24 protein-coding genes are annotated in these 26810 nt (G+C 43.9%); 10 read left to right on the top strand and 14 right to left on the bottom strand.

Translation table 11 applies throughout. The annotated features are described in order from the left end of the window. The coding region (locus LIR34_RS11805) for a helix-turn-helix domain-containing protein (RefSeq protein ID WP_173902864.1) at nt 1-307 on the bottom strand (307 nt) is incomplete at its 3' end. Between the two features lie 338 nt (nt 308-645). Between LIR34_RS11805 and LIR34_RS11800 the strand changes: the two genes are divergently transcribed. Together LIR34_RS11800 and LIR34_RS11795 are read left to right on the top strand one after the other, a co-directional pair. After that, complete coding sequence (locus tag LIR34_RS11800) at nt 646-1815, top strand: aminotransferase class V-fold PLP-dependent enzyme (protein ID WP_173902863.1); 1170 nt, start codon at nt 646-648, stop codon at nt 1813-1815. A gap of 32 nt (nt 1816-1847) precedes the next feature. Next, a complete protein-coding gene (locus tag LIR34_RS11795; RefSeq protein ID WP_173902862.1) occupies nt 1848-2738 on the top strand; it encodes a selenium metabolism-associated LysR family transcriptional regulator in 891 nt (296 codons plus the stop codon). Between the two features lie 3 nt (nt 2739-2741). On the opposite strand, the gene LIR34_RS11790 is transcribed toward LIR34_RS11795, so the two are convergent. From LIR34_RS11790 to LIR34_RS11765, 6 genes are all read right to left on the bottom strand, one after another. After that, nucleotides 2742-3881 (bottom strand): ComEC/Rec2 family competence protein, encoded by a 1140-nt coding sequence (locus LIR34_RS11790; protein WP_173902861.1) that lies wholly within the window; start codon nt 3879-3881, stop codon nt 2742-2744. A gap of 107 nt (nt 3882-3988) precedes the next feature. Further along, a complete protein-coding gene (locus tag LIR34_RS11785) occupies nt 3989-5488 on the bottom strand; it encodes an ATP-binding protein (RefSeq protein WP_173902860.1) in 1500 nt (499 codons plus the stop codon). Beyond that, complete coding sequence (locus tag LIR34_RS11780; RefSeq protein WP_173902858.1) at nt 5478-6833, bottom strand: vWA domain-containing protein; 1356 nt, start codon at nt 6831-6833, stop codon at nt 5478-5480. Before LIR34_RS11780 ends, LIR34_RS11785 begins: the two co-directional genes overlap by 11 nt. Beyond that, nucleotides 6830-7801, bottom strand: coding sequence for a leucine-rich repeat protein (locus LIR34_RS11775; protein WP_173902857.1), 972 nt, complete (start codon nt 7799-7801; stop codon nt 6830-6832). The genes LIR34_RS11780 and LIR34_RS11775 overlap by 4 nt, the downstream gene beginning before the upstream one ends. 3 nt (nt 7802-7804) lie before the next feature. Then, entirely contained in the window at nt 7805-10588 is a 2784-nt protein-coding gene (locus LIR34_RS11770; RefSeq protein WP_173902856.1) for a translation factor GTPase family protein, read from the bottom strand. Nucleotides 10589-10621: 33 nt separating this feature from the next. Further along, nucleotides 10622-11179, bottom strand: a complete 558-nt coding sequence (locus tag LIR34_RS11765; protein ID WP_173902855.1) for a TetR/AcrR family transcriptional regulator — start codon at nt 11177-11179, stop codon at nt 10622-10624. 154 nt (nt 11180-11333) lie between these two features. Between LIR34_RS11765 and glgB the strand changes: the two genes are divergently transcribed. Then, nucleotides 11334-13121 (top strand): 1,4-alpha-glucan branching protein GlgB, encoded by a 1788-nt coding sequence (gene glgB / locus LIR34_RS11760; RefSeq protein ID WP_173902854.1) that lies wholly within the window; start codon nt 11334-11336, stop codon nt 13119-13121. A 48-nt stretch (nt 13122-13169) separates the two neighbouring features. Here the strand turns inward: glgB and malQ are convergent, their stop codons facing one another. After that, the gene (malQ, locus tag LIR34_RS11755) at nt 13170-14669 is read right to left on the bottom strand and encodes a 4-alpha-glucanotransferase (RefSeq protein ID WP_173902853.1); all 1500 of its coding nucleotides are present in this window, start codon (nt 14667-14669) and stop codon (nt 13170-13172) included. Nucleotides 14670-15000: 331 nt separating this feature from the next. On the opposite strand from malQ, the gene LIR34_RS11750 reads away from it, so the two are divergent. After that, on the top strand, nt 15001-15222 hold the full coding sequence (locus tag LIR34_RS11750) for a hypothetical protein (RefSeq protein ID WP_173902852.1): 222 nt from the start codon (nt 15001-15003) through the stop codon (nt 15220-15222). Between the two features lie 53 nt (nt 15223-15275). Here LIR34_RS11750 and LIR34_RS11745 read toward each other — a convergent pair whose 3' ends face one another. Beyond that, on the bottom strand, nt 15276-16292 hold the full coding sequence (locus LIR34_RS11745) for an ABC transporter substrate-binding protein (RefSeq protein WP_173902851.1): 1017 nt from the start codon (nt 16290-16292) through the stop codon (nt 15276-15278). 156 nt (nt 16293-16448) lie between these two features. Here LIR34_RS11745 and LIR34_RS11740 point away from each other — a divergent pair, with 156 nt between their 5' ends. From LIR34_RS11740 to LIR34_RS11725, 4 genes are all read left to right on the top strand, one after another. After that, nucleotides 16449-17087: a DUF3786 domain-containing protein gene (locus LIR34_RS11740; RefSeq protein WP_227240251.1), complete on the top strand. Its 639-nt coding sequence runs from the start codon at nt 16449-16451 to the stop codon at nt 17085-17087. 173 nt (nt 17088-17260) lie between these two features. Beyond that, on the top strand, nt 17261-18133 hold the full coding sequence (locus LIR34_RS11735) for a damage-control phosphatase ARMT1 family protein (RefSeq protein ID WP_161284929.1): 873 nt from the start codon (nt 17261-17263) through the stop codon (nt 18131-18133). Between the two features lie 158 nt (nt 18134-18291). Then, nucleotides 18292-19383, top strand: a complete 1092-nt coding sequence (locus LIR34_RS11730) for an ABC transporter ATP-binding protein (protein ID WP_173902850.1) — start codon at nt 18292-18294, stop codon at nt 19381-19383. 71 nt (nt 19384-19454) lie between these two features. Then, entirely contained in the window at nt 19455-20531 is a 1077-nt protein-coding gene (locus LIR34_RS11725; protein ID WP_173902849.1) for a PucR family transcriptional regulator, read from the top strand. A 39-nt stretch (nt 20532-20570) separates the two neighbouring features. Here the strand turns inward: LIR34_RS11725 and LIR34_RS11720 are convergent, their stop codons facing one another. From LIR34_RS11720 to modA, 3 genes are all read right to left on the bottom strand, one after another. After that, nucleotides 20571-21620: a sulfate/molybdate ABC transporter ATP-binding protein gene (locus LIR34_RS11720; RefSeq protein ID WP_173902848.1), complete on the bottom strand. Its 1050-nt coding sequence runs from the start codon at nt 21618-21620 to the stop codon at nt 20571-20573. Continuing rightward, on the bottom strand, nt 21620-22312 hold the full coding sequence (modB, locus tag LIR34_RS11715) for a molybdate ABC transporter permease subunit (RefSeq protein ID WP_161284933.1): 693 nt from the start codon (nt 22310-22312) through the stop codon (nt 21620-21622). Before modB ends, LIR34_RS11720 begins: the two co-directional genes overlap by 1 nt. Before the next feature lie 90 nt (nt 22313-22402). Beyond that, nucleotides 22403-23275, bottom strand: coding sequence for a molybdate ABC transporter substrate-binding protein (gene modA, locus LIR34_RS11710; RefSeq protein ID WP_173902847.1), 873 nt, complete (start codon nt 23273-23275; stop codon nt 22403-22405). A gap of 161 nt (nt 23276-23436) precedes the next feature. On the opposite strand from modA, the gene LIR34_RS11705 reads away from it, so the two are divergent. Both LIR34_RS11705 and LIR34_RS11700 read left to right on the top strand, forming a co-directional pair. Next, on the top strand, nt 23437-23649 hold the full coding sequence (locus tag LIR34_RS11705; RefSeq protein ID WP_161284935.1) for a TOBE domain-containing protein: 213 nt from the start codon (nt 23437-23439) through the stop codon (nt 23647-23649). Further along, nucleotides 23642-24565 (top strand): substrate-binding domain-containing protein, encoded by a 924-nt coding sequence (locus LIR34_RS11700; RefSeq protein ID WP_173902846.1) that lies wholly within the window; start codon nt 23642-23644, stop codon nt 24563-24565. The genes LIR34_RS11705 and LIR34_RS11700 overlap by 8 nt, the downstream gene beginning before the upstream one ends. A gap of 60 nt (nt 24566-24625) precedes the next feature. Here LIR34_RS11700 and LIR34_RS11695 read toward each other — a convergent pair whose 3' ends face one another. Then, nucleotides 24626-25567, bottom strand: coding sequence for a hypothetical protein (locus LIR34_RS11695; RefSeq protein WP_173902845.1), 942 nt, complete (start codon nt 25565-25567; stop codon nt 24626-24628). A gap of 97 nt (nt 25568-25664) precedes the next feature. Continuing rightward, a complete protein-coding gene (locus tag LIR34_RS11690; protein WP_173902844.1) occupies nt 25665-26567 on the bottom strand; it encodes an undecaprenyl-diphosphate phosphatase in 903 nt (300 codons plus the stop codon). Between the last annotated feature and the right edge of the window lie 243 nt (nt 26568-26810).

The raw sequence follows: 26810 nt of genomic DNA, 5'->3' as shown, positions 1-26810 counted from the left end.
TTCCTTCCAGAAAGATATTTCCGTTCACTACGTTTGTTGTATAAGATTTTCTTGATGACTTCTTTGATTTGAAGCGTGGAAATCCTGCGGATGGTTCATGAAAAAACTTACGGAAAGCACTTTCCAGATGCATCTGTACATTTGCCAGTGCTAATGAATCCACCTCTTTCAGCCAGGGATATTCTTTCTTATACCTGGCTGGTGTATTCCTTAACATCTTCTTTTCTTTTTTATAATGTTCTATCTTATCTGCAAGCATACAGTTATAGATAAATCGACTGCAGCCGATTGTTTTTTCTATCTGCACACGTTGTTCTGCATTTGGATAGATTCTTATTTTTACTGCCCGGTTTATTTTCCTCACCTTATTTCTATATGTTGATAAATGATTTCAATCATTGCTTTTGAACATTTTGTTCTTTCATTATAATACAAACCCGCCACCAGAACAAGTGTTTCTTCTCTTTATTTACAAGATTCTTTTGAGCATTTATGCTCAGCTCCACAATTCATCTCACTACCTGAAGATGTAGGAGAATTCTTGCTAAGCTTTGTTAAATATAGCCGCTTTTTATGGTTACTTATAGATAAAATTTATAAATAGTGTTATACTATAGTTTAATTAAACATATGTGAGGTAATCTTATGCAAAAAATATATCTGGATCAGGCAAGCACTTCCTTCCCCAAATCCCCCTCTGTTGCAGACGCCGTTTATCAGTATCTATCCGGCTGTGCTGTCAATGTAGGACGCGGAGGCTATCGTGCCGCCTACTCTGTAGAAGAACAGATTTTTGAGACAAGAGAACAGCTTCGACGCCTGTTCCATTTTACATCCGGTAAAGGAAAAAATGTGATCTTCACACAAAATATCACCATGAGCCTGAATATCCTGCTCAAAGGAATCCTCAAACCAGGAGATCATGTTCTGGTAACTTCCATGGAGCACAATGCCGTCATGCGTCCACTTGTCCAGCTTACGAAGCAGGGAGTGACTTTTGACCGTATCCCCTGTGACCATGAGGGTAATCTTCTCCTTGAAAAAGCAGAAGCACTTATAAAACCAAATACCCGGCTTCTGGTCTGTCTCCACGCTTCCAATGTGTGCGGAACCATCATGCCGCTTCATGAAATCAGTGCCTTCTGTCAGCGCCACGGACTGCTTTTTATCCTGGACAGTGCTCAGACTGCCGGTGTTTTTCCTGTCAATATGGAAGAATTAAAAATCGATGCACTTGCATTTACCGGTCACAAAGGACTCAGAGGCCCACAGGGAATCGGTGGTTTTCTGATTCAAAGTGAGCTTGCCGGCAAAATGGAACCTCTCCTGAGCGGAGGCACGGGAAGCATTTCCCACACAGAGGAGGTTCCCGCCTTTCTTCCGGACCGTTTCGAGCCCGGAACTCCTAATATTCCGGGAATCCTCGGTCTCCATGCCGCACTTACTGACCTGGAAAGCAATTCCATGCAAGAGACTTTCCGACATGAAATGAAGCTCACAGAACAGTTTATACAGGGGATTTTGTCCCTCGACCCGACAGAGACAAAGCTTCGCGTCATTGGAAAAAAAGATACTCAAAACCGCTGTGCTGTCGTTTCCATTCAGACTCTTGAAGTTGACATGGCACGGGCTGCCTTTGAACTGGATGACACCTATGGCATTATGACTCGTGTTGGGCTTCACTGCGCCCCCAGTGCACATCAGACCCTGGGAACCTATCCTGCCGGAACACTCCGCTTCTCTTTTGGTCCGGAAAATACTTCCGAGGAAATAGAAACCGCCATTCATGCACTGGACCGGATTACTGAGCTTTAAAACAAATATTCATTTTCAGGAGATTTTTAGTTATGGAATTCAAACAATTAGAAGCCTTTGTCGCTGTTGTTGATTATGGCAGTTTCTCTGAAGCTGCCAGACGACTTTATCTGACACAGCCTACCATCAGTACACATATCCGTTCTCTCGAGGAGGAGCTTCATTCCAGGCTCATCCTGCGCACCACCAAAAAAACCACAGTCACCACGAGAGGCTATCAGCTCTACGACAGTGCTGTCCGGATGCTTGAGATCCGCAACAACCTCCTGGAAAATTTCACCGGATCCCAGAAGCACATGATCGATCTCGCCGCCTCCACGATCCCTTCTTCCTATCTGCTGCCAGAACTGCTCGCAGGTTTTGGAACTTCTCATCCGGACATTTATTTTCATTCGCTCCAGACAGACAGCGAGGAGGCCATCCATCGTGTTCTGGACGGTACTGTAGACCTTGCCCTTGTCGGACAGAATACCGGCGATGACAGCTGTATCTTCACGCCTTTCTGTCAGGACACCCTTGTAGTCGCAGCTCCTGTCACGGAACGTTATCTGAAGCTCAAAGAAAAATCTGCAGAATTCCAGGAATTTCTGCATGATCCGATCATCATCCGTGAAAAAGGCTCCGGCACTAAGAAGGAGATGGATCTTTTTCTGGAGAAGATCGGTGTCACTCCTTCCGAACTGAACGTGATCGCCAGAATGAACGATCTGGAAAGTATTAAGAAATCCATTGTCAACGGCCTTGGTATTTCTATTCTCTCTGCCCGTTCTGTCACAGATCTTGAAAAAACAAAACAGATTCTTCTGTTTCCATTAGAAGAATCTGTTCATGAACGAAGTTTTTATATTGTCTACAGCAAAAACCGGATCCTGAAACCACATGTGCGGCAGTTCATGCATTACGTCCAGAATTTTTATCAATAAATTTTACCAGCACTTTTTGCAGGCTTCATATCCCTGACTGCGTGCCTGGGCTTCACTCTCCTGCCAGGCTTTATCCGGATTCATCTTTCCGCAGTTTGGAATGCTGTGGTACTTGCTTCCGGTCTCAGAGATCCAGACCATAGTGCCCTGTGTATCCTCTGTTTCTGTACCATTGTCTGCATTCTGTGTACTGTCTGACCCGCCAGAATAACGCACACCGGATCCTGAACCTGCATCATAGGAATCTGATGCATCATCTGCACTGTCCGAACCGGCACTGTAATCATTACAGGGATCCTGATTCCAGGTGATCGTACTTCCGTTCGAAACTGCGATCACAGTTCCCTGATCATCCGTCCGAAAAACCGGAATATTCATATCAGAAAGCTTTTCCATTGTCTGTGCGGTCGGATGTCCGTAGGAATTTCCCTTTCCACAGCTTACCACTGCCCAGGACGGAGTGGAGGCTTCCAGAAGATCCCAGCTTGTGGAGGACGCCGAACCATGATGTCCAAGACAGAGCACATCACAGTCCAGACTCTTTCCTGTGCTGATCATATCCTGCTCACTGGTTTCCTCTGCGTCTCCCATAAACAGAAATCCGTTATTTCCATTTACCAGGCGGATCACCACAGAGTTATCATTACTGTTTTTTGAAATTCCGGAAGGCGCCATGACTGTGAAGCTTCCTGTTCCGAATTCATAGGTGTCTCCGACAGACGGATATTCCACAGAAAGACCATTTGCTGTCGCAGTATTCATAAAGGTATTAAACAGTTCTGAAGTATGCACATAATCAGATCCCAGAATATGCTCCACCTCAAAATTGTCAAGACATTTGACAAGACCTCCCAGGTGATCCTCATCATAATGAGAGGAGATCATATAATCAATTGTGTCTACCTGCTGATTCTTAAGATACTCTACTACCTCATTTGCATGCGAACGATCCCCTCCGTCATAAAGAAGATTCTCCCCTGCTGACTGTACAAGAATCGCAAGTCCCTGACCCACATCAATAAAATGCACCGCCATATCTCCCTGGCCTGCCGCCTCCACAGAAGCCATACTTCCAGAAAACAGAAGGGAACATGCAAGCAGCAGCGACAGTAGCAGACCATACAGTTTTTTCTGCTTTTTCATATTGTGCTCTCCTTTCAGGCAGATTTTGGTATCTGCCTCTTTCTCTTTGGAATTTCCGGCCATTCCATATCTTATCGAATACGCTCTGCCGGATAATCGTTAAATAATTACAATTCTTCTATTCTTCTCTGAATCTGACGGCTTACATCTTCAAACAGAAGATCTCTGTTGTATCGAATATATCTCTCGCATTCATAAGTTTCAAGGAAACGGACACAATAGAAATCGGTGTTGATACCAGAAACAAACATTACCATTTCCTGGCTGTTATAAAAAGCAGCTTCCATAAAATCAAAGGCATATTCCAATGTATTTCCAGCCTGATCCCACTCATCTTCCCAGGAAGTACGTTCCTCCCCAAATGCTTTTCGAAGAATTTCAAACGCCTCTTCTCCCTGCCTGTCACTGTACTGTTTCAGAAGCTTCGCATAATTTTCCAGATATGTGACAGCTCTTCGTGTACAGACATCCTCTCTTCGCTCCAGAAGCCCCTCCTTCTGCTTTTTCTCACGTTCCTTTTTCAGATCAAAAATATAATCCTCCAGCCTCTGTGCCATATTTTCAGATGGCAGTGCTGTTTTCAGAGCTTTCAGTACTTCAAATACTTTTTCAAGGACATCTTCCCACAGCATGACCTTACGCACGGCCTGTCTTGTACCGGAGAACAGAAGATTGACCACACTTATTTTTTCATCGAAAGATGCATGAGAGACTTTTTTGACCATTGCCTCAGAATTCTTGCCCTGAAGAATCTCGGTGATCTGATAATCCTGCTGATATTTCTGATACAGTTCATAATACTCTGCAAATTCTTTTGCAATACGCTCATGCTGGATATACTGGATCACCAGAGCTTCTGTGATATCTTTCCCAAGCTGTTCACAGACTTCCATCATTCTGGAAAGATCCTCCCAGCCTCGCGGAGTCGCAAACTGTTTTCCGTCAATCGTTGTCTCCATCCGATAGAAACAGTTGTTCCGAAGTTCCAGATAAGAAAGAATTGCCGGATGCATATTTTCTTTATATGCATACTCACGCCAGGCCTGATAATCCGGCTCTACCATGATCTTTTTTACACGGTCCAGAGTGACAACATCAAATTCCCGGACAGATTTGTTATATTCCGGTGGATTTCCTGCTGCCACGATCACCCAGCCTTTCGGAATCTCATGATTTCCGAAGCTTTTGCACTGGAGAAACTGGAGCATTGCCGGTGCCAGTGTCTCAGAAACACAGTTGATCTCATCAATAAAAAGAATTCCCTCGTCAAGTCCAGTCTCCGTCATACGGTTATAGATACTCGCAACGATCTCACTCATCGTATATTCTGTCGTGGAATATTCTCTGCCGCCATATTCCTTCTTTGAAATAAACGGAAGTCCGATCGCACTCTGTCTGGTATGATGTGTGATCGTATATGCAACCAGGGCTACCCCACATTCTCTTGCCGCCTGCTCCATGATCTGAGTCTTTCCGATTCCCGGTGCACCAAGAAGAAGTACCGGTCTCTGATGAACACCCGGTATCACATACTCTCCATACTCATCTTTCATAAGATACGCTTTGACCGTATCCATAACTTCCTGTTTTGCCTGTTTAATATTCATAATAATCTTCTGTCCTCTCTAATGCCTGTATATCCAAAATCAACTTGATCGCCCACGGCGGTACATCCACATCCCGGTAGTCATCTTTCATAAAAACAAAAGCCGTGTCATATGGCGGCATCTTTGCCGGAAATACTCCGTACCCGTCTGTAAAATACAAAAGCCCCCGAAGCCTCTGAAAAGCTCCCATTTTCAGCAGATGCTCCACATAGGCAAATGCAGGGCGGAAATCCGTTCCCCCAAATCCTCTGACTGTAAAATCCGAAAGATAAGCCTCCATCTCTTTCTGGTTGTGGATCACCTGATCATCCTGGATCTTCTCATCACACTGGATGATATGAACCTGTATTTTACGGAAAAAACTCTCCGACTCTGAAAGTACACTGTAGGTTTCCTCCAGGAACCTGCGGATCAGGCTTCCATTGCAGGACATGGAAGTATCGATCACGATCACAAAATCTTCGATTTTTTTCATTTCTTTTGTTTCCAGCGGTTCTATCAGAGGCATATTTCCATAGGTTTCCATGCCAAAATGATAATAGATCGGATCAAAAGAATCCATATCTACCTGCATTTCTTCCTTCAGTACAGAAAATTTGCGCAGAAATTCCCGGTAATCATAACGTTTTCTGTTTTCTGCCTGCAGATGCTCCACAAGTCCCGGTGAATCACCGGCAGCCTCCTTGGAAAAAAGTTCCATCTCTGTCTGCATTTTGCGGCGCATTTCTTCCCATTTTTTCTGTCGATCAGACATTGCGCTGCGATTGTTCGGTGTATACCAGAAATGATGATCATCCTTTCGAAACTCCTGCTCCAGCCGGACAAGCTCTTCTTCCTCACATTTCAAAAGTACATAGTACAGCTTTTCTGCGGTCAGTACCTTCTGATTCTCTCGCCACTTCTGATAGCATTCCCGCCGGAAACTGTTCGGTCGGATATAAACCGGTTTCTGGTAAAGCTCATCCAGAATACTCTCTGCTGCAATATCTGCCGCCAGATCCCAGATTCTCCATTCTCTCTCCTTCCTGCTCCACAAATGACAGAAAAGACAGTGCAGAAGTTCATGGAGATACAGCCTGTTGATCTGAATCTTGTTCTGCATAAACATGGGAAGCAGCCACTGCGGCGAAACATAAAGCAGCTTCCCATCTGTGCCGATCACCTGTGTTTCTGCTGACGGCACAACCTTAAGTCCACTGAGTGCACTCTGAAAAAAGTGCATGGAAACAGCCAGTTCATTGCGGGAATTTCTGAAAATATCCTGACAGATTTCCAATATCTCGTCCTCTTTTTTTCGCTGCTCATGAACAAAATTTCCAAATTTATTTTTTTCTTCTCTGCTCACAGTTCAAACGCCTTTCTCTTTTTTCTTCCATGTTTCTGCAGCGTGTCCATCAGAATGCTGACCCATCTGGAATCTCCGGATCGCTGAGCACGCTCCAGCATCTTTTCTGTCTGCTCTCTGTCCGGAGTGATTTTGTCAAGAATACTCTGCATTGCCTCGTATTCCTTATTTTTCCCAAGAACACCGACCGCATGCTCTCCATGTTCATGAAGATAGTCGATATATTTCTTTTCGGCTGTCTCCGTCAGATCCATAGGATATAAAATCCTGTCCAGTGCAAGCTTCAGAACAATCTCTTCCTCCTCCCATGCTTCCGCATAGGGAAAAAGCTTATCATATTCCAGAATATTGAGTTTCTTATGAAGAAAGCTGTTTCGATAACGGATTCCACTTCCATGCACATGATTTTCCAAAATCCTTGCCGGTGTATTTTCCACACCTTCCTCAAAGAATTCCGGAAACCAGAATCTTCCCTGCTCTCCATTTCTGTCCATATCAACTCTCAGCGTTTCCGGAAGCTCTGTCAGAATATCTCTCAGACTGGACTCTCCGTCTTCATCTGTTTTCACAGAAATCCTCTCAATTCTGTGACATCCTGTCAGTGCTCCGGCTCCGATATCTCTCAATTCCCCGCCAAAACTGATTTTTCTGAGACTGAAACAGTTATAAAACGCATATCTTCCGATTTTGCGAAGATACTCTGGAAGGATCAGTTCCTTTACGATATTTCCGGATATCTCCGGCATCCCATTTTCATCGGTAACACGCTGTCCGTTATCTGTACAAAAATTCCCGCTCAACTTACACTTTTCCAGATCCTTTCTGTCAATATGATCTGAAAAAACATACGCGCCAAGCTCCGTCACCAAAAGTCCCTCCAGCATCTCCGGCACTTCTACGATCTCGTCATTTCCAAATACCCGGTCTATACAGATTCCTGTTTTGTTTCTTCTATATAAATATATCATTTCTTATTCTTCGCCTGCCTCGCCTAAACGGATTTTTTCCATCTGTGCCTGGAACTCTTCCGGCATATGTTCAAAGAGATACGTCTTGCTGCTCTGACGCTGCTCATGCCACTGTGCTCTCGCATTTCTTTCTGTATCTTCGATTTCTTTCTTAAGTCCCTGTGCCGAAATCCTGTGTGCTCCCTGCCCCATGATGATAACCTGCTCAAGTCCATCCGAGGTCGCAACCGTCACCTGATACTGCCGTCCGATCTTATGGACTGTCTTTTCGATGTACTGATCCGCCGTTTCCGCCTCCCTGGTATACACAACATAAATATTGTGGTAGGTAAAAACCTCCTCCACATGCCCCTCAACCTTGTAAGCATCAAAGACCAGGATCAGTGTACATTTACGATAACCCTGATAATTACTCAGGATATCCTTGAGCTTATCACAGGCCGCATGAATATTTTCTTTTGCCAGCTCATTCAGTTCTTCCCAGGAAAAAATAATATTGTATCCATCTACAAGAAGATATTCTTCTTTACGGGGCCTGCCCTGTCTGCAACGTACTGTCGGTGCTGTGGAATGTACCGTTTTTTTCTGGAATGCTGTCCGCTCATGTTTTACAGGACCGAAGGTTCTCTCAAAGATCGCCTGAAGTTCTTCCTCCTCTTCATAGCTTCCACTGTAAGAAAATTTTCCGTTTTTTCCACCACTGTACCTGGAAACACTCGCATTTTCCACCGCTGTACCCGGATTTTCCGCACAATCCACATCATCATACCAGCTTTCGCCGCTCATTTCGTCAAACGCCAGCCCGCTGTTCAGATGCATGTAGTCTTCAACCTGATCCCACGGCACAACAAATCCGGCTCCATGTGCACAGAATACAGAACCTGTCGGATTCTCTAGATCCCCCTCCGGATCATATCCTATATTTTTGACGATTTCCTCCTGGTTCCTGCAGGGGGCATATCCTTTGAGTGTGCAGAAAAGCTTTCCTGTGCCATGTGTGTAGGCAACCACTTCCTTCTGATAATCACGCATCTGGGATACTGCTGCAGTTCCCTTAAGCACAGCAGTTGTTCCGTCTGTCTCCGGCGACTCAAAACTTCCCTGCATCTTCTGAACGTCTGCCATTGCTCTTCCAATCGTCTCTGCCGGCACTTCGAGCCGGAATTCATAATACGGTTCCAGAAGAATGTTCTTTGCTTTTCGAAGTCCCTGACGGACAGCACGGTAGGTTGCCTGTCGAAAATCACCGCCTTCTGTATGCTTCGTATGTGCACGGCCTGTCAGAAGAGTGATCTGTACATCCGTAAGCGGAGAACCTGTCAGCACACCGAGATGCTCTTTTTCCTCCAGATGTGTAAGGATCAGACGCTGCCAGTTTCTCGCAAGCACATCCTCACTGCATACAGTAAAAAACTGACACCCGCTTCCCGGCTCTCCCGGCTCTATCAAAAGATGAACCTCCGCATAATGACGGAGCGGTTCAAAGTGACCCACACCTTCTACCGGTTCCGCGATTGTTTCCTTGTAGACTATGCTGCCCGCACCAAACTCTACCGCTGTATTAAACCGGTCCCAGATCAGCTTCTTAAGGATTTCTATCTGTACTTCTCCCATCAGCTGCGCATGGATTTCTCCCAGCTGGCTGTCCCAGAGGATATGAAGTTCCGGCTCTTCCTCCTCAAGCTGCCGAAGCTTCTGAAGCATCTGATGCGGATCACAGTCCGCCGGAAGCTGGATCTGATAATTCAGGACAGGCTCCAGAACAGGAAGTTCAGACTCGCTTTCTATTCCAAGCCCCTCGCCCGGATAGGTTCTGCTAAGTCCTGTTACCGCGCAGACAGTTCCCGCATCTGCCTCTGTGATCGTTGTGTATTTTGCCCCTGAATACAGCCGGAGCTGATCTGCCTTTTCTTCCCAGTCCTCCTGTTTCTGTTTTACACCAGGCAGAGACTGTTTCCCTCTAGATGAAAGCAGCGTCTTTGCTTTAAGGCAGCCTCCTGTGATCTTCATATAAGTCAGACGGTTTCCCTGCTCGTCACGTGCAATCTTGAATACTTTTGCCCCAAACTTTTCCGGTCTTTGCGGCTCTGACGTATATTTCTGTATACCATTCCAGAAATCCTCCACGCCTTCCGCTTTCAGTGCAGAACCAAAATGGCATGGAAAAAGTTTTCTCTGAACAATCAGTTCTCTGATTTCTGCATCATCCACACTTCCTGTTTCAAGATACTTTTCCAGAAGCTTTTCATCACAGACTGCAATATTTTCCATCTGTTCCGGATCAAGAAGATATTCTGTAGAAGTATCCCCTTCTGTTCTTCCAAAGTCCACACAGTTTTCATGCAGATGGGTCTTAAGGTCCGTAAGCAGTGCATCCCTATCTGTTCCATTCTGATCCATCTTGTTTACAAACAGAAAGACCGGAACCTTATATCTCTCCAGCAGCCTCCACAGCGTCATCGTGTGGCTCTGCACACCATCCATACCATTGATCACAAGAATCGCATAATCAAGTACCTGCAGCGTTCTCTCCATCTCCGCAGAGAAATCGACATGTCCCGGTGTGTCCAGAAGTGTCACTTCCATATCCTCTGTCTTAAGGATCGCCTGCTTGGAAAAAATCGTGATCCCACGTTCCTTTTCCAGTTCATAATTATCCAGAAAGGTGTCTCCATGATCCACACGTCCGATCTGCCTGATCACACCGCACAGATACAGAAGTCTTTCTGACAAAGTTGTCTTTCCGGCATCTACATGTGCCAGAATTCCTATCACCAGTTTTTTCATTTTTTTCTCTTCTTTCGAGTCATTCTTATTTTCTCAGGCTTCCTCTGTCACTTCTTCCATATACATAGGTGCAAGTCTGCGCACTATACTTTCACTGACAGAGACCAGCGTTGCAACATCTTTTTCCTGATTATTCAGGTAGGCATGAAAACATCCCTGGATGCAGAAAGAAAGCATGATGTCCTTCTCTGCATCATTCTGATAATCAGGATATTTCTCACAGATCAGCCGTTTCAGTTCTGTCTCCAGGCAGTCACCAAGGCGGGCTTTTTCTGTTCCCGAAAACAGAAGGTTGATCAGTGTATTATTGGAGATCAGTGCCATATAAAGATTCCGGGTAAACACATCCGGATTTTTAAACGGAGAATCCTGCTGGCTGGAGATATTCTTGAGCACAGTTACAATGGTTTCGGATTCCATCTTATCTGACAGAGCATAAATATCTTCATAATGGCTGTAAAATGTTGACTTATTGATCGCAGCCAGGCTGCAGAGTTCCTTCACCGTGATCTTCCCCAGTGGTTTGCGGGAGCGTAATTCCAGAAAAGCATTCTTGATCGCACGTTCTGTTTTTTCAATCCTGATATCCATATTTTTCTCTTTTCCGACGGTTTATTTCATAGGTTGCTTATCCGTCTTTCTCTTTTTATTGTTGCTGGACAAACCGTTTTTGTCTATTTATAGTATAATTAAAAAAACAACTCTTGTCCATTACAATCACAATTATATTAAGGAGAATATGCGTATGGATTTCTATGGATTTTACACAGGAAAAATTTTTGATGCTTATCAGTATCTTGGTGCACATACAGAAAAACACGGAGTAACCTTCCGCACCTTCGCACCTTCCGCATCCAGGATCACCGTGATCGGTGAGTTCAACGACTGGCAGGAAGAAGAAATGAACAAGATTTATGATGGAAATTTCTGGGAATGCCACATTCCGGAAGCAAAACCTGGACAGATGTATAAATATCGTATTTATGACCGCAGCGGAAATCCGGTCGATCACTGTGATCCTTACGGTTTCGGCATGGAACTCCGCCCGAACAGTGCTTCCATCATCCGTGATATGAACCGATATAAGTTCAAGGATTCCAAATGGATGCAGAACCGCAGTGACTGCCGTCAGAAACCACTCAACATTTATGAAATTCATTTCGGTTCCTTCCGCAAGCCATCTGACAAAGCAGACGACTGGTATACCTACGAGGACATGATCGACATCCTGATCCCGTATCTTACCAAAAACGGATACAACTATCTTGAGATCATGCCTTTAAATGAATATCCATGTGATGAATCCTGGGGATATCAGGCAACCGGATTTTTCAGTCCTACCTCCAGATATGGAACTGCCGACCAGTTAAAAGCCTTTGTGGATGCCTGCCATAAACATGGGATTGGTGTTCTGATGGACTTTGTTCCTGTCCACTTTGCAGTGGATGCCTATGGTCTGGCAAATTATGACGGAACAGCCCTTTATGAATATCCAAACTCTGCCGTAGGTGTCAGTGAATGGGGAAGCTGCAATTTCATGCACTCCCGCGGTGAGACAAGAAGCTTCCTTCAATCCTGTGCCAACTATTGGATGAGTGAGTTCCATATGGATGGAATCCGCATGGATGCAATCAGCCGTGCGATCTACTGGCAGGGTGATCCGGCACGCGGTGTAAATCTCAACGCCGTAGAGTTTCTCCAGTATATGAACCAGGGATTAAAACAACTCCACCCGTCTGCAATCCTTACAGCAGAAGATTCCACTTCCTTCCCGAAGGTTACTGATCCTGTTTCTCAGGGTGGGCTTGGTTTCGACTATAAATGGGATATGGGATGGATGAACGATACACTTGATTATTTCCGTACCAGTCCGGAATATCGTACAGAGAATTATCACAAGCTCACCTTCTCCATGATGTATTATTATGATGCACGTTTTCTCCTTCCTTTGTCACATGACGAGGTGGTTCACGGCAAGGCAACGATCATGCAGAAGATGAACGGAGATTACGATAATAAGTTCCCGCAGGCACGTGCCCTGTATATGTATATGTATGCACATCCGGGCAAGAAGCTGAATTTCATGGGAAATGAGATCGGCCAGTTCCGTGAATGGGATGAGAAGCGCGAACAGGACTGGATGCTGCTTGATTATCCGATCCATGAAGGATTTGCCCGCTTCATGAAAGATTTGAACCATCTTTATCTTGAACACCCTGCACTCTGGGAAAAGGATTACGAAGCAGACGGCTTCCGATGGATCGACTGTCATCAGGAAGCAAACTGTATCTATGTCTTTGAACGAGACAGTAAAAAAGAAAAAATCATTTCTCTGTTCAACTTCTCTGACCATGAACAGATGTATGAACTGAAGCTCCCGGGCGTTACCAGCCTTAAAGAACTTCTGAACAGCAATCTTGAAATTTACGGCGGCACACAGAAACGCAAGAGTACAGTCAAAACACTTGAAAATGACCGAATCCTTTTGACTCTTCCGCCATTTTCGGCTGTATATTACACTCCTGAGGTTTAAACTTCATAAATTTAGGGGGACATATCCTTTTGATATGTCCCCCTGTTTTTACTGTCTGCCATAACGGACAGCAAGTGTTTTCATTTCTTTTTGTAATTCTTTTGTGAACTGTCCTCCTTTTAATCTCCATTTCCAGTTCTTTCCAAGTGTGGAAGGCTGATTCATACGTGCAGAATTGTCAAGTCCCAGATAATCCTGCATTGGAATGATACACAGATTAGCAACACTTCGCATTACCAGACAGATCAGATCCTGACAAAGTTCCTTTCCGGAATCTCTGAAATTATTCAGATACTCACGAACCTGTCTTCTCTCTGCCGGAGTGATATCCTCAAGCCAGGAAACCAGAGTTTCATTGTCATGCGTTCCCGTATAAACAACACAGTTTCTCGGATAGTTATGAGGCAGGTAATCACTTGCATTTCCTGTATCGCGTTCATCAAAGGCAAACTCGATCACCTTCATGTTTGGATAACCACTCTCCTCTACAAGCTGTTTTACGCTGTCTGTCATATATCCAAGATCTTCAGCGATGATCTCTCTGTCTCCCAGTCTTGCTGAGATTGCACGGAACAGGTCGATTCCCGGGCCTTTTTCCCACCAGCCGTTTTCTGCTGTCTTGTCTCCATATGGAATTGCATAGTATTCATCAAATCCACGGAAATGGTCGATTCTTACGACATCGTACAGACGGAAGCAGTTGGAGATTCGCTTGATCCACCATTCATAACCGGAGTTGCGGTGTACTTCCCAGTTATACAGAGGATTTCCCCAGAGCTGTCCTGTTGCGGAAAATCCATCCGGCGGGCATCCTGCAACCTGTGTCGGGCAATTTTTCTCATCCAGCTTAAAGAGCCACGGATTTGCCCAGGTATCTGCACTGTCCATTGCCACATAGATCGGGATATCGCCGATGATCTGAATGCCGTTTTCATTTGCATAAGCTTTGAGTTTCATCCACTGCTGCCGGAATTTGAACTGCAGATACTCCTGAAATTCAATCTCAAAATACATTTCTTCTCTGTAATAATCCAGTGCATTCTGCCAGCGAAGACGGATATCCTCTGCCCACTCGCTCCACGGAATGCCTCCGAAACGCTTCTTCACCGCCATGAAAAGTGCATAGTCTTTAAGCCACCAGGCTTCTTCTTCCTGGAATTTACGGAATTCTGCATCCATATAGATGTCACTTTTCTCATATGCTTTACGCAGAAGGAGCATACGTCCTTCATATAATTTTGCATAGTCTACGCTGGTCTCATCTTCGCCAAAATCTACTTTGTCACATTCTTTCTTTGTCAGTACGCCTTCTTCGATCAGATCTTCAAGACTGATAAAATACGGATTTCCTGCAAATGTAGAGAAAGACTGGTACGGCGAATCACCATAGCTGGTCGGTCCAAGCGGAAGAATCTGCCAGTAGCTCTGTCCCGCTTCCTTAAGTGCATCCACAAATTCATAGGCTTTCTTGTCAAAACATCCGATTCCATATTTTGACGGCAGACTGCTTATCGGAAGCAGCACGCCACATTTTCTGTTCTGTCCCATTTTCTTTCCTCCCATGTATTCCTAACGCGGAAAAACCAGGCGTCCACTCACGCCCGGTAATCCTGATTATCCGTTATAGTTATTTTGTCATATATGAAGCAGAATCGTCAATGTTCAGAATTGATGGTTTATGTTAAATTTTTTAGATGTTTTGACTAATCTGAAAATGCGTCGATTCCTTTCTCTACTTTCCATACATTTTCCGGCTGCATCTGTTGCATATTTTTGAATATATTTTTTGCATTTGCGGGATACTACTTTCTGAATAGTGCTACTGTTCACAGCAACCTGGTCATAATTACTACTTATCATTATAAAGGAGCATTTCTTTATGAAAAATAAAATTCCGCACAGTTCTTCGCCTTCCAACCAGGAGATCATGGATTCTTATGATTTTCTGGCAAATTCCGCATCCACCCAGGACTGCACCGGTCTGATTCCTTCGGGTCCGGTGAATGAGGATGAGTTAACGTCTTATGAGACGGTTTACCATTATCTGCCGCCCCAGATCAAAAATTCCAAAAAGAAACCAGAAGACAGGAAACATCTGTAAACAGACTCAAAAGTCCCATAAGGTCATATTAGACCTCAGGGACTTTTGCTGTTTTATTTTTCAGCTGCTTTTGCAGCATATTCTGTTGTTACAAGATTTTCGTATGGTACACGTTCCTTCAGTTCACCTGCATCTTCCAGGATATCTTCCAGAAGCTCAAAACTTTCTTTCTCGAAAATGAGATTTGATTTCCAGGTATCCTGATCGTAATAACGTTTTACGATAGTTGTAACTGTGTCGAGGTCTGTTTCCGCAAACTGAGGAGCAATCACCTTAGCGATTTCTTCTGGTGTGTGTGTCTGGACGTATTCCATGCCTTTCTGGAGAGCATCTGTAAATTTCTGGATAATTTCAGGGTTCTTCTCCATGTAACTGGTCTTTGCACTGTAGGAAGTATATGGAACATATCCGGAATCTACACCGAGAGAAGCCACCACATATCCTGCTCCTTCTTTTTCCAGTGCTGTCGCAGACGGCTCAAATTCCACTGTAAAGTCTGACGAAGTGTCTCCCGAAAAAGCTGCTGCCGTGGAACCAAAATCAATACTCTGATCGATCATCAGATCTTTCTGTGGATCCAGACCGTTTTTGCGGAGAATATACTCAAACACCATTTCCGGCATGCCGCCTTTACGCCCGCCAAGAATTTTCTTATCTTTCAGATCTTCCCATTTAAAATCCGGCATTTCTTCTCTTGCCACAAGAAAATTTCCGGCACGCTGGGTCAGCTGTGCAAAGTTTACAACAGGATCCGTAGCTCCCTCCTGATAGGCATAGACAGATGCTTCCGCTCCCATAAATCCAATATCTGCCTCACCGGATATTACAGCAGTCATTGTCTTATCTGCTCCAAAACCAGTCACAAGTGTCAGATCCAGCCCCTCATCTTTAAAATATCCCTCTTCGATTGCCACATACTGCGGTGCATAAAAGATTGAATGTGCCACTTCATTTAAGGTAACTTTTGTAAGCTTCGGCTCCTCTTTCTTTGCAGCAAACACTCCCATCGGTAGTGCAGTCACCGACAGAACGACTGCTGCCGCCAGTGAAATCCATTTTTTATTTTTCATGCAGATTCTCCTTTACCGACTTCTTCTGTTAGAGTATGCAGAGAATAAAAGATTGTGAAGGCATTCATAATTTGTTATAATTTTCTGAAAGGAATTACAGCCGCCATTTACCATAAAAATTTCGAAGGTAATATTACTCAGACGAAAGGCACTTATATGGAAAAAAATCTTACAGGCAATTACGAAAAACAGATATATATCGGAAGAGACTTGTTTTTGAAATATAATCAGGATATGCTGATAAAGAAATATAAATTGAAAAATGACGACGCATACCTGTACCTGAATTATATCGGAACAGAATATCGGATCAGCCGCTCAGATGGTTCCATCGAATATATAGCCGAAGGCATCTGGAAAATCTGCAAAGAATATTCAATTGTTATGACGATCTACGACCTGCTCTGCTACTCAGAAGATAAACCGCTTCCTCCGCTTACAGGACAATGGCAGCCGGTAACCAGATTTATTCCCACCGGAAGCAGTCCGTCCGGAGATGTGTTTACCCCTAAATATGAAGCAGCATTCTCCGGCAAAGTAAATGCCGTCAGCCAGGCCTGTCTCTGTCTGGGAGGGGAATTACAGAAACGCCTGGCCGGGGCGGATCTGACTTTTGAAATGCCTGTTATGGGAGATTTCTCTGTGCTGTTCCAGTTCTGGGACGCTGATGAGGAATTCCCGGCAAAAATCTTATTGTTGTGGGATAAGGTATCCTTATCGTATCTTCATTTTGAGACGACCTTTTATCTCCAGGGAGATTTACTTGAAGCGATATTGCAGAAAGTCAACAGTTAATCTTTTCGTAGCTGTTCACAGGTAATATCCCGCGAGGTGTTTTGCCATGGATATGGCAAAATCCCGAGACATACGGGGCAAAATGCCATTCTCCGTCAATCTTGCCATGTTTCGACAAAAGCCTTATAATAGAAGCTACCTGTATCAAATCATAGTTTTAGGAGGTTAACAGCATGAAGTTCAATCCATTCTGTATGTGCTGTGCTGTCAGCAAACAGGAACAGAAAATCCGTTCCTTCCAGGATATGGACAAAAAAGTCGAATATATGAAAAAGGTCATGGACCGTATGGCATCTATCGACGAGGAAGACTGTGCTCCCAGTGTCTCTATTGAATTAAAAAAGATGTTCAGTGACTTCTGGGATCAGCCTATGGAAGATTACAGTTCTGCCAAAAAAGAATTTAACCAGCTTATGCTGGATCTGGAGGATTCCCTTGAAGAAAAGATCCGTCATTCTGACGATCCGCTGGAAACGGCACTTCTTTATGCCCGTATTGGCAACTACATTGATTTTGCCGCACTTTCAGATGTAAACTCTGATACCGTTCTGACTCTTCTTGAGGAGGACAACAAGGATCCTCTTGATACACAGGAATATCTGCACTTTCGTAAAGACCTGGATTCTGCTTCCCGTCTTGTCTATCTGACAGACAACTGCGGAGAAGTGGTTCTTGACAAACTGGTCATCAAGCTTCTTAAAGAACTCTATCCAGAGCTTGACATCACGGTGATTGTCAGAGGTTTTCCTGCGATTAATGATGCAACCTTTGAGGATGCCCGCGATATCGGACTTACTGAGATAACCCGCGTGATCGGAAACGGAAATGATGTTGGCGGTACCTGGCTTCCCCATATCAGTGCCAAAGCCCGTGAAATGCTTGAAACTGCTGATCTCATCATTTCCAAGGGACAGGGCAATTATGAAACCCTTCATGACTGCGGACTGAACATCTATTACCTGTTCCTGTGCAAGTGTGAATGGTTCCAGTATCAGTTTAAAGCCAGACCACTGCAGGGTATGTTCATAAACGAACGCCGCATCTGACAGGTTGACGAAACTTTTCCCCCTTTTCGTCAATCTGTCAAGAATCCTCCGGAATCTTTGTAAAAATCTTCACTGGTATCACTCCCGGGTTTTCGCTATACTGATAACAGTTCAAAACGAAAGCAAAAACTATTACAAATATTTTGGAGGAATAAGAAATGGCAAGTTTATCTTTACAGCATATTAACAAGACATATCCAAACGGTTTTGAAGCCGTTAAAGATTTCAACCTTGAGATCGAAGATAAAGAGTTTATCATCTTTGTAGGACCTTCCGGATGTGGTAAATCTACTACACTTCGTATGGTAGCCGGACTGGAAGAGATCACTAGCGGTACCTTAAAGATCGGTGACAAAGTTATGAACGATGTAGAGCCGAAGGATCGTGATATCGCAATGGTATTCCAGAACTACGCCCTGTATCCTCATATGACAGTATATGATAACATGGCATTCGGACTGAAACTTCGTAAAGTTCCGAAGGACGAGATCGACAAAGCAGTTCGTGAAGCAGCAAGAATCCTTGACCTTGACAAACTTCTTGATCGTAAACCGAAGGCTCTTTCCGGTGGACAGAGACAGCGTGTTGCCATGGGACGTGCTATCGTTCGTAATCCTAAGGTATTCCTTATGGATGAGCCGCTCTCCAACCTGGATGCAAAACTTCGTGTACAGATGCGTATCGAGATTTCCAAGATCCACCAGAGACTGGGCGCTACCATCATCTACGTAACACATGACCAGACAGAGGCTATGACTCTTGGTACCAGAATCGTTGTTATGAAAGACGGAGTTGTTCAGCAGGTAGATACACCTCAGAACCTGTACCAGAAACCAGGCAATCTCTTCGTTGCAGGATTCATGGGATCTCCGCAGATGAACTTCCTTGATGTTCAGATCAAAGAAAAAGGTTCTGACCTCGTTGCAGTATTAGGCAAGGATGAATTGGTTATCCCGGCAGCTAAAGCTAAGGCACTCAAAGATGGCGGCTATGTAGGCAAAACTGTTGTTATGGGTATTCGTCCGGAAGATGTTGCCGATACACCAAACGGTTCCATGTCTTCTACAGTTAAGGTTTATGAGCTTCTCGGTGCAGAAGTATTCCTGTACTTCGATGTAAACGGAACTCAGATCACAGCTCGTGTTGATCCTGGCACAAAAGCAAAAACAGGCGATCCTGTTAAATTCGACTTCGATATGGAAAAAACTCACTTCTTCGACAAAGATTCTGAGCTTGTTATCACAAACTAAGATAAATTCATCAAAATTTAAAACCCGGGGGATTTTTCCCCGGGTTTTTGTTTTTCAGAAAGGAAGATATTATGTCTATACAGAGAACTTTGCAGAAATGTATGGAAGACTGGAAACAAATCAGCAATCTTGATTTCTGTCTTCTTCAGGAGGATAATTCCGTTTTTGTCACTACCTGTCAGAAACGGCTTCCCTCTCTGAACAAGCTCGCTGATTTTCGGAGCGATCCTGCATTATGCATTGCCAACAGCACTTACTGTCTTTACAAAATCCTGGATCGGGATGAACTTCTGTATATTCTGATCGTATGGGGAAGCAGCGAAAATGCTTCTACGATTGGTGAACTGGCTGTATGCCAGATCAGAAGCCTTATTGAGGCTTATTCGGAAAAAAATGATAAAAATGCTTTTATGCAGAAACTGCTGCTCGGCTCTTACAACGAAGTGGAGGCTTTTAACAAAGCCAAAAAGCTTCATGTCTCTTCTACCTGCCAGAGAGCTGTTTTTCTGGTTGAGACCAAACAGACCGAAGATGAACATGCACTGACTATGATCCGGAATATTTTCTCTGCCAGAACACATGATTTTATTACATCTGTGGATGATAAAGGGATTATTATTGTACGAGAACTGGTTTCTACTGAGACCTATGCAAATCTGGAAGCTACAGCCCATATGCTGGTCGATATGCTCGGTTCAGAGGCCATGACACAGGCCTGGGTTTCTTACAGTAATGTGGCAGACAGCCTCAAAGAGCTTGCAAACGCATATAAAGAAGCCAAAATGGCTCTTGAGATAGGCAAGATCTTTTATTCTGAAAAAAATGTATTCGGATATCGAAATCTTGGGATCGGCCGTCTAATCTATCAGCTTCCGGTGGAAATCTGTGAGATGTTTATCGAAGAAATTTTTAACGGTGAATCCCTGGATGCGATCGATGGAGAAACCCTGAATATTATACGGACATTTTTTGAAAACAATCTGAACTTGTCTGAAACATCCCGACAGCTGTATGTCCACAGAAATACTCTGGTATATCGTTTTGAGAAAATACAGAAGAAATTCGGACTGGATCTCAGAACCTTCGAGGATGCGATGACATTCAAACTTGCGATGCTTGTCTCAGGATATCTGCGGTATATAAACTAAAAAAAGAAGGCTTTTGCGAAATGCGAAGGCCTTCTTTTTTCATTTTAACAGCATGAGATGTTCCGGAGGTAAATATAAATATGCCGGGAGATTGAAATCGGAGGACTCCTGGAAATTAGATTTTGGCCGCATCCACCAGAGAACAGCCTTTGAATCTGCATCCGGACATTTAATAAGATATTGATGTTCGAAGGTAGTTTCTATATATTCCTGCACTTCAAATGGAATGCAATTCTGCCCATCGGTTTCGACAGGTCTGATCCAGTGCCCCCTGATGGCAATATGAGTAAATTCATCTGTCACTTCCCGGGCAGTGCAAAGCCTGATTCCCCAGTCAATCGCTTCCACCTCATAAGATCCAAGCTTACGGATCCTGGAGTTGTTTTTGCAGCCGGTAAGACGGGCAGCCTCGATGAGCCCCGGCTGTTCAAAAATCCGTCTAGTCTCTCCGAAAGTCAAAGTTCTTCCGTCTTTAAGGAGCATAAGCTCTTTACAGAACCGGAAAGCCTCATCTCTGCTGTGCGTTACCATGATCATATCACCCTGATATTGTTTCAGGAAATCTTCCATATCTTTCTGAAGCGTATCTTTGAGATAACCGTCAAGTGCAGAAAATGGTTCATCAAGAAGAATTACCTCAGGCTCACCGATCATCATTCTCGCCAGAGCCACCCGCTGCTGCTGTCCACCGGAAAGCTGAGACGGATAACGGTCCTCCAGGCCTTCAAGCTGATATCTTCTGATGAAATCAGTTACTTTTGCATCCAGTGTCTCTTTTGCACCGCGAAAACCGCATGTAATATTATCCCTGACTGTCATCGTCGGAAAAAGTGCATAATTCTGAAACAGATACCCGATCCGGCGATCCTGTGGTTTGAGATTGATTTTTTTTTCGGAATCAAAGACAGTTTTTCCATTGATGACGATCTTTCCTTTATCCGGCTTTTCAATTCCGCAAATGCATCTGAGCGTCATACTCTTGCCGCTTCCGGATGCTCCAAGTATTCCTGTCGCAGAACTTTTGCTGTCGAATGCTGTCTTTAACGAAAAACCCCTGAAGTTCTTTTCTATTTCTACATGTACTGCCATCAGATCCACCTTCTGCTCTTCATTCCCCTTCCGGAGACGATATTGATAAGTACCACGATCACAAATGAAATCACCACGATCACCACAACCCAGAAACCGGCAACGTCATAATTTCCTGCTGCGGTTTCTGATGCAATGGCCACAGATACGGTTCTTGTCTTGCCAAGGATATTTCCCGCAAGCATGGAAGTCGCACCATACTCTCCGATTGCTCTCGCAAATGCCAGCACAGTTCCGGAGGCAATTCCCGGACCCGCAGCCGGTACGATCACCTTCCAGAAAATCTTTCTGTCACTCATTCCCAGAGTCTGTCCTGCATAGATCAGGTTCACATCCACCTGTTCAAAGGCTGCTCTGGCGTTGCGGTACATCAATGGGAATGCGATCACTGCTGCCGCGATCACACATCCCTTCCAGGTCTGCACCACCTTAAAATCAAAGCTGTCCATTAAAAATTTACCGAATGGCCTCCGAAGGCTGAAGATCAGCAGAAGAAAAAATCCTGCAACAGTCGGCGGAAGAACCAGCGGCATAGTGAGAATGCCGTCCAGAATTGCTCTTGAAGCCGGTTTGAGCTTCATGATTTTTCTTGCACAGAAAATTCCCAGAAAAAAGGCAATTGTCGTTGCAACTACACCTGTCTTTAACGATATCCACAGTGGACTCCAGTTTATTTCCTGTAAAAATTCCATCGTTTCTCATTTCCCCTTTATCAGAAAAAGAGGCAGCTGTAACTCCTGCCTCTTTCTGACTGTTTGTCATATTCAAGAATGCTTTACGTATTATTCTGCTGCTTCTTCTGTCGCAGCTGCCTCTGTAGTCTCAGCGTTTTCTTCTGCATCCTCCGCTTTTTCTTCTGCTTTGTATGGTGTAAATCCATATTCTTCGAATACTTTAAGAGCTTCATCTGTCTGGAGATATGCAAGGAAGGCATCTGCAGCTGCTGCTTCAGAGTCAGAAGCCTCTTTATCCTCTGTCAGTCCCACCGGATAAAGAACCGGTGTCTTAAGAGATCCTTCCGGAGCTTCCGCAATGATATCTACTTTATCTGCAACAGAAGCCGCATCTGTTGCATATACGATACCAACTTCGTTACTTCCCTCACTCACGGATGCAAGAACTTCTGTTACGTTCTTTCCTTCGTTGATCTCCATCTTATTTACGTCATCTTCGATTCCCAGGTTCTTAAAGATTTCACGTGCATACTGTCCAACCGGTACATCCTCTCCTGCAAGAGCGATGTTCGCTGCATCTGTGATATTCTCAAAGCCTGTTACCTTTGTCTCGCCACCCTTTGGCTTGATCAGGACAACTTTGTTCTCAAGAAGATCCACTACAGAATCTTTCTTTGCCAGTTCTTCGTCTACCAGTGCATCCATCTGTTTGGTTGCTGCTGAGAAGAAGATGTCACATCTGGAACCTTCTTCGATCTGTGTCTGAAGAGTTCCTGAACTGTCCGCGTTATACAGGATGTTTACATCCGGATAATCCTCATTGAAATCCTTCTGGATTTCTTCCATTGCATTGTTCAGACTGGCTGCAATAAACACATACAGATCACCACTTGTATCCTCTGCTGCTGCCTGTACACTTCCTGCGCTCATGCCTGCTGCAAGCAAACCTGCAAGCATTACTGAGATCATCTTTTTCTTCATATTTGTTCTCCTTTGCCTTTTATTGTTGTGTTGTGTTTCGTTTTGTTTCGTTCTGTTTTGTTTATTTTAGCTCAAATAGTCATTCTTGTCAAACTATTTGCTCTGTGCTATGATAGAAATTGTTAATAAATACCAAAAATATTTTTTAGGAGGAAAATTCAATGAAATTAAGTGCACGTAATCAGTTAAAAGGAAAAGTGATCGACATCAAAAAGGGAGCTGTCAACTCTATCGTAACCCTTGATATCGGTGGCGGCAATATCATCGTTTCTACCATCTCCTGCGCCGCTGTAGATGAACTCGGACTGGAAGTAGGCTCTGATGCTTATGCAGTGATCAAAGCTACTAACGTTATGGTTGGTATTGATGAATAAACTTTATACTGCTCAGGAAATCGCCGACAAATTAAAGATCAGGAAAACAACCGTATACGAATTGATCAAACGAGGCGAGCTTCCCTCATCAAAGATCGGCAAACAGCTTCGGATCAGTGAAGACCAGCTTTCGGAATATCTGAACAAAAACAGGTCTGATTTAGAATCACAGCCGGTCTTTCCTGATTTTCAGCCGGAAAGTTCCCTTCTGAAAAGAGATTATCTTCTGAATTCCAGCGGACTCATCATCAGCGGACAGGCAGCTTCCGTCATGGAACTTCTGATCGGGCAGATGGCTTCACATCCTCTGGGGCTTCCGGTCCTTCATTCTCATATGAACAGCTACAACGGTCTTTATTCTCTGTATTTTCATAAAGTCCATGCCGCTGTCGCCGGAGTTTTTGCAGAAGATATTCCTCCACTGCTTCCAGGTATTTCACTCGCTGCGCTTATGCTCTATGAATTTTCACTCGGATTATATGTGGCAAAGGGAAATCCCAAGAATATTTCCTGCATCCGTGATCTCACCCGCAGTGATATTATTCTTGCAAACCGTGAAAAAGGCAGTACCAGCCGAATTTATCTGGATAAAAAACTGAAGGAACTTCAGATTTCTTCCGCATCCATATCCGGATACCAGAAGGAATTTGTCTCTGATGTTTCCACTTCCGCTTTTATCATCAATAAAAATGGAGATACTGCCATTGGAGAAAAGGCTGTGGTTCTCAAAACCAACCAGCTGGAATTTGTTCCACTTCTCACAGTTCCCATGTACCTTGTCATGGAAACCGCGTCTCTGAATTCTCCTGGATTTCAGGCTCTTATCGATATTGCCCGTTCTGAAGAATTCAGGATGTCCCTTCACAGCCAGAATTGTTATGATACCACTCATACAGGAGAACTGATTTACTTATAGAATTCTTGTAGCTGTTCACAGAATATTACCTGTGAACAGTTACAGTTTTTTAATTCGTTATTAATAATCCCAGTCAGAACTGCTGGATTCATCTGTGTCATAATCACCGCTGTCGCTTCCCTCATCAACATAGTCATTATCATAACTTCCATCGTCATAGCTTCCGTCGTCATAGTCTCCATCATCACTGCTGCTATCATCGTTGCTGTCATCATCGCTGCTGCTATCATCGCTGCTGCTATCATCGTTGCTGCTATCATCGTTGCTGCTATCATCACTGGAAGTATCATAGCTGGAGTCACTACTGTCGCTGGAAGTGTCATAACCGGAGGTACTGCTGTCACTGGAGGCATCATCGCTGGATGTGCTACTGCTATCATCAGAATTTTCATCACTGCTTTCCACGGAATTACCTCTGGTATCTGCTTCTTTTTTCGTAGAAAGGCTCATATAACGCAGATATACGGAGGAACCATCCTGATCCAAAAGAAGTGTGGCTTTCTCCATATCTCCAAAGTCCACGGAATAAATCTCATAACTGCTTCCATCTGCAGTAACCAGCTTCATATCATATTTTAATGAGCTTTCTGAAGTTTCTGTACTGTTTTCAGTGTCTGTCTGTCCTGACATATCAGAGGAAGAACCATTATAATACATCTGTACCTGTTCAGCAGCCTTAAACGCCGTTTCTGCTGAGAGAAGGTTATTTCCCCAGTCTCCCTCATCGTCTCCTGAAACTCTCAGATAGAGTTCCCTGATATCATTCTGAAGATTATTGGTAAGATAAAGAAATTTCGCCTGTGCAGTCTTATTTCCAATCATCTTTGGTGCCGGTGTAGAAGTCGGCAGTGGTGTCGCAGTTATTGGCATCACCGTAGGTGTCGGTGTTGCCATCGGAGTCGGTGTCACTTCCACTACATCACCGCCAGAGAATCCGCATCCTGCCATTGTCAATGCCATAGCTGCCGCTGCTGCCACAGCAATATATTTAGATTTATTCATAGTTTCAACCATCCTTTCTAAATTACATTACATTCAGATTCTGTCTTATTTTCGCGTCTATTATGACACTGTTTTTTTTAAATGTCAAACCGGAGACTTAACCCAGAAAATTTCTTCCGGCAAAATATCCAAGGACAAGGATACCAAGAATGATCCTGTACCATCCAAATGCTTTGAAATCATGTTTCTTGATATATCCCATCAGGAACTTGATCGCAATAACAGAAACAAAAAATGCTACCACCACTCCTGTCACCAGTGTCAGAATCTCAGCAGGTGTAAAAGCAAATCCAAATTTTACCAGTTTCAGAAGGCTGGCTCCGAACATAACCGGAATTGCCAGAAAGAAAGTAAATTCTGCCGCTACAGTTCTTGAAGTTCCAACAAGGATTCCTCCGATGATCGTGGAACCGGAACGAGAGGTTCCCGGAACTACGGATAACACCTGGAAAATACCAATCTTGAATGCAGTTCCAAAACTCATATTCTCAAGAGAGGTGCAGGCCGGTTTTCTTTTCTTATTATAATTTTCGATCAGAATAAAGATCACACCATAAACAATCAATGCAATCGCAACAACCACATAGTTATTGAATTTCTCTTCAATGATATCATTAAATGGAAGTGCTATCACAATGGTCGGGATACATGCAACCAGGATTTTAAACCACAGGATCCACTTGTCTTTGTCACAGAACTTCTCTACAAAAGTCAGCACAATACGGGAAACAGGATTTTTGCGGGCAAGCTGCGCTTTTTTCTTTTTTGGGATCTGTCTTATGTAAAATGGCCATAATTTTCCCCAGTACAAAACTACAACTGCCAGAATTGCTCCCAGCTGAATGACTACCAGAAAAAATTCCTTAAACTCAGGCGTCATATCCATCTTAATAAACTCATCTACCAGGATCATATGACCTGTGCTGCTGATTGGAAGCCATTCTGTGATTCCTTCTACAATACCAAGGATCACGACTTTTATAAACTCCAAAACACTCATGTTTCTTTTCCTCACTGTTTTTTATTTTTATCCAGTTATTTTTCTGAACTAATATAGTATATTACAGTTCCGGCGGTTCGTAAACCTTTCCTTTGGATTTTGACCAAACTTTGCTGCTGCTTTATTGGAACATTACGAAGTAATTTCCTATAAAGTAAAAACAAAACCGGAGAAACATCTTCTGTCTCTCCGGTCCGTAAGTCCAGGATGCTGCCTGTCAACACATCCTGTTTAGTCTTATTT

The organism is Blautia sp. MSK17_66, assembly GCF_020538025.1.
Classification (GTDB): domain Bacteria; phylum Bacillota; class Clostridia; order Lachnospirales; family Lachnospiraceae; genus Blautia_A.
This window is presented reverse-complemented; position numbering and strand designations above follow the sequence as displayed.

What these genes read in the sequence shown, in the direction of transcription:
- LIR34_RS11750 (WP_173902852.1), top strand. Translation starts at nt 15,001, where the DNA reads ATGAAAAATAAAATTCCGCACAGTTCTTCGCCTTCCAACCAGGAGATC.
- LIR34_RS11705 (WP_161284935.1), top strand. Translation starts at nt 23,437, where the DNA reads ATGAAATTAAGTGCACGTAATCAGTTAAAAGGAAAAGTGATCGACATC.
- LIR34_RS11785 (WP_173902860.1), bottom strand. Translation starts at nt 5,488, where the DNA reads ATGAATATTAAACAGGCAAAACAGGAAGTTATGGATACGGTCAAAGCG.
- LIR34_RS11800 (WP_173902863.1), top strand. Translation starts at nt 646, where the DNA reads ATGCAAAAAATATATCTGGATCAGGCAAGCACTTCCTTCCCCAAATCC.
- LIR34_RS11745 (WP_173902851.1), bottom strand. Translation starts at nt 16,292, where the DNA reads ATGAAAAATAAAAAATGGATTTCACTGGCGGCAGCAGTCGTTCTGTCG.
- malQ (WP_173902853.1), bottom strand. Translation starts at nt 14,669, where the DNA reads ATGGGACAGAACAGAAAATGTGGCGTGCTGCTTCCGATAAGCAGTCTG.
- LIR34_RS11740 (WP_227240251.1), top strand. Translation starts at nt 16,449, where the DNA reads ATGGAAAAAAATCTTACAGGCAATTACGAAAAACAGATATATATCGGA.
- modA (WP_173902847.1), bottom strand. Translation starts at nt 23,275, where the DNA reads ATGAAGAAAAAGATGATCTCAGTAATGCTTGCAGGTTTGCTTGCAGCA.
- LIR34_RS11700 (WP_173902846.1), top strand. Translation starts at nt 23,642, where the DNA reads ATGAATAAACTTTATACTGCTCAGGAAATCGCCGACAAATTAAAGATC.
- LIR34_RS11735 (WP_161284929.1), top strand. Translation starts at nt 17,261, where the DNA reads ATGAAGTTCAATCCATTCTGTATGTGCTGTGCTGTCAGCAAACAGGAA.
- LIR34_RS11790 (WP_173902861.1), bottom strand. Translation starts at nt 3,881, where the DNA reads ATGAAAAAGCAGAAAAAACTGTATGGTCTGCTACTGTCGCTGCTGCTT.
- LIR34_RS11725 (WP_173902849.1), top strand. Translation starts at nt 19,455, where the DNA reads ATGTCTATACAGAGAACTTTGCAGAAATGTATGGAAGACTGGAAACAA.
- LIR34_RS11795 (WP_173902862.1), top strand. Translation starts at nt 1,848, where the DNA reads ATGGAATTCAAACAATTAGAAGCCTTTGTCGCTGTTGTTGATTATGGC.
- LIR34_RS11730 (WP_173902850.1), top strand. Translation starts at nt 18,292, where the DNA reads ATGGCAAGTTTATCTTTACAGCATATTAACAAGACATATCCAAACGGT.
- LIR34_RS11690 (WP_173902844.1), bottom strand. Translation starts at nt 26,567, where the DNA reads ATGAGTGTTTTGGAGTTTATAAAAGTCGTGATCCTTGGTATTGTAGAA.
- LIR34_RS11695 (WP_173902845.1), bottom strand. Translation starts at nt 25,567, where the DNA reads ATGAATAAATCTAAATATATTGCTGTGGCAGCAGCGGCAGCTATGGCA.
- glgB (WP_173902854.1), top strand. Translation starts at nt 11,334, where the DNA reads ATGGATTTCTATGGATTTTACACAGGAAAAATTTTTGATGCTTATCAG.
- LIR34_RS11765 (WP_173902855.1), bottom strand. Translation starts at nt 11,179, where the DNA reads ATGGATATCAGGATTGAAAAAACAGAACGTGCGATCAAGAATGCTTTT.
- LIR34_RS11770 (WP_173902856.1), bottom strand. Translation starts at nt 10,588, where the DNA reads ATGAAAAAACTGGTGATAGGAATTCTGGCACATGTAGATGCCGGAAAG.
- LIR34_RS11775 (WP_173902857.1), bottom strand. Translation starts at nt 7,801, where the DNA reads ATGATATATTTATATAGAAGAAACAAAACAGGAATCTGTATAGACCGG.
- modB (WP_161284933.1), bottom strand. Translation starts at nt 22,312, where the DNA reads ATGGAATTTTTACAGGAAATAAACTGGAGTCCACTGTGGATATCGTTA.
- LIR34_RS11720 (WP_173902848.1), bottom strand. Translation starts at nt 21,620, where the DNA reads ATGGCAGTACATGTAGAAATAGAAAAGAACTTCAGGGGTTTTTCGTTA.